Genomic DNA, 2,713 nt, shown 5'->3' with positions numbered 1-2,713 from the left:
CACCGACGGCGCCTTCGCCCTCGTGCCGCTCCTGGAGCACCAGATCGTCGACCACGTCTACAGCTACGGCATCGCCGCCGCCGAGACCGTTCCCGTGGCCCTCGCGCTGGCCACCGCCTCGCAGGGCCGGATCGCGGAGGCGGTGCCCGCGGCGGCCTGTCTGTCCCGGGTCGCGGACTCGGCCCCCGCCCTCGTCGGCGCGCTGACCGGCGCGCTCGGCGGGGGTGCGGCGATCCCGGCGTCCTGGCGGGAGAGCTGCCGCATCCTCTCCGGCTGCACGCTCCCCCGGCTCACCGGCACCGACCTGGTGGAACTCGCCGGGCTCCTGGAAGCCGCGCATCCGCCTCCCCCCGGAGGATGATTCGGGCATGACGCTCAAAGAGCACGAAAAGCGGGTCCGGGGTGCCTCCCTCGACGAGCGGATCACCGGCGCACTGGTGGGAGCCGCCGTCGGCGACGCGCTCGGCGGCCCTGTCGAGGGGTACTCCCCCGAGCAGATCGTCGAGCGCCACGGCGGTCGTGTCCACGGCGTCGTCGGCCCCTGGAACGGCGACGACTGGCGCACCGCCCGGCCGATCGCCCCGTACCACAAAGGCGACGGCCATGTCACCGACGACACCCTCATGACGCACGCCCTGGTCCGGGTGTACGCGCGGGTCCGGGACCATCTGGACGCCCACGCCGTGGCCGACCACCTGGTCCCCGACCTGATGACGCACCCGCGCTGGATCCCGGAGCTGGAGGCGGAGGCGCTCTTGCTGCAGCGGGTCTTCCTCGCGGAGAAGTGGCTGGTGTCCCGGATCCACTACGGCCATGTCGACCCGCGCGAGGCGGGCGTCGGCAACATCGTCAACTGCGGTGCCGCGATGTACATGGCACCGGTCGGCCTGGTCAACGCGGCCCACCCGGCGGGCGCGTACGCCGAGGCGCTGGACGTCGCGGGGGCCCACCAGTCGTCGTACGGCCGGGAGGCGGCCGGTGTCCTCGCCGCGGCCGTGGCGGCCGCGTGCGCACCGGGGGCGACACCGGACTCGGTCGTCGCCGCCTGCCTGTCCCTGGCGAAGGACGGCACGCGGACGGCGATCGAGAAGGTCTGCGAAGTGGCGTCCCGTCATACGGACTTCGAGTCCGCGCTGCGCCCGCTGCGGGAGGCGGTGGCCCCGTACGACACCGTGGGCCCCGACTACCGTGCCCCTTCGCTGGATGCCCGCCGTCCGTCGCGGCTGCACGCGATCGAGGAACTCCCGGTCGCGCTGGGCATGGTGGTGGTGTCCGGCGGGGACTTCCGGCACGCGGTGCTGGGCGCGGTGAACTACGGCCGGGACTGCGACTCCATCGCCACGATGGCCGGCGCCGTGACGGGCGCCCTCGGTTCGCCGGTCCCCGAGGGCTGGGCGAAGACCGTGGCGGAGGCCAGCCGTCTCGACCTCCTGGAACCCGCGGCCGCGCTGACGGAGGTGGCCCGCGAAATCTTCGCGCGCGACGTGTCCCGGCGCCGCTCGCACGAAAGGGCGTTCGCCGAGCTGGGAGGCCCGGAATGCTCCGACTGACCTGGGTCCAGCCGGAGGACCTGATCGGGCACGAGCTGCGCCAGGCCGCCCAGGACGGCCGGTCGGCTGCCGCCGTCGCCGCCGTCGCGGCCCGGTGGCGCGCGGCGGGCGGCTCCGAGGCCCCACCCCGCGCGGGCGCCTCCCCGCAACCGGCGTCCCGCTACCTCCGGCTGCTGGCCGGGGACCTCCTGGACGAACTCGCCGACCTGCCCAGTGGCCTGGCGGACGATGAACCGACGGACCTCGGCGCCATCAAGTCCCTCTGCCCGGACTGGCCCTCACCCGCCGGCGCCGCTCCCCCGGCCCCCGACCGCGCCGAAGCCGGCCTTCTCGAGGACGACTGCCTCGAATCCGGCCGTCTCGAAGCCGCCTGGCTCGGCCGTGCCGTGGGCTGCCTGCTCGGCAAGCCGGTGGAGAAGCTCCCCCTCGACGGCATCCGCCGACTCGCCCGGGCCACCGGAAACTGGCCTCTGAACGACTACTTCACCGCCCTCGGCGTCCCCGGGGAGCTGGCCGCGCGATACCCCTGGAACCGCCGCTCGGCGACCACCTCGCTCGCCGAGAACATCGACGGGATGCCCGAGGACGACGACCTCGACTACCCCCTCCTCAACCTGCTCCTGCTCCAGCGGTACGGCAAGGACTTCACCACCGCGGACGTGGCCCGGCTCTGGCTGGACGAACTCCCGGCGGGCCGTGCCTTCACCGCCGAACGCGTCGCCTACCGCAACCTCCTCGACGGCGTGGAGCCGCCGCGCACCGCCCGCCACCGCAACCCGTTCCGCGAGTGGATCGGCGCCCTGATCCGCGCCGACGTGCACGGCTGGACCAACCCCGGCGATCCGGCGGGCGCCGCCGAACAGGCCCATCGCGACGCCACCCTCACGCACACCGCGGGCGGTGTGCACGCCGCGATGTTCGGCGCGGCCGTCATCGCCACCGCCGCAGGCGCAGGTACAGGTACAGGTACAGNNGCCCGCGCCGTGCGCGAGGCCGTACGACTGGCCCACGAACACCACGACTTCGCCACCGTCGTCGACCGGCTCCACGCCCTGCACGCCGGTACCCACTGGGTGCACGCCGTCCCCAACACCGCCCTGATCGCCGCCGCCCTCACCCACGCGGACGGCGACTTCTCCGGCACCGTCTGCCGTGCCGTGTCC

Annotated in this window: 2 protein-coding genes and 2 pseudogenes; all 4 read left to right on the top strand. The window is 74.3% G+C overall.

Annotation, left to right across the window (positions count from 1 at the left end):
• Positions 1-361 (top strand): ADP-ribosylglycohydrolase family protein (locus AOK11_RS37370; RefSeq protein WP_206189010.1); only part of this gene is annotated, 361 nt, incomplete at its 5' end.
• 7 nt (positions 362-368) lie between these two features.
• Positions 369-1,550 (top strand): ADP-ribosylglycohydrolase family protein, encoded by a 1,182-nt coding sequence (locus tag AOK11_RS37365; protein WP_055598069.1) that lies wholly within the window; start codon positions 369-371, stop codon positions 1,548-1,550.
• Positions 1,538-2,522, top strand: a pseudogene (locus tag AOK11_RS37360) (ADP-ribosylglycohydrolase family protein); the annotation flags it as partial. The gene AOK11_RS37365 and the pseudogene AOK11_RS37360, both read left to right, overlap by 13 nt.
• 2 nt (positions 2,523-2,524) lie before the next feature.
• A pseudogene (locus tag AOK11_RS45930) lies at positions 2,525-2,713 on the top strand (ADP-ribosylglycohydrolase family protein); the annotation flags it as partial.

The organism is Streptomyces hirsutus (assembly GCF_001418415.1).
GTDB classification, from domain to species: Bacteria; Actinomycetota; Actinomycetes; order Streptomycetales; family Streptomycetaceae; genus Streptomyces; species Streptomyces hirsutus.
Note: the sequence above shows the minus strand (reverse complement) of the source record. Positions and strands in the feature narration are given on the sequence as shown.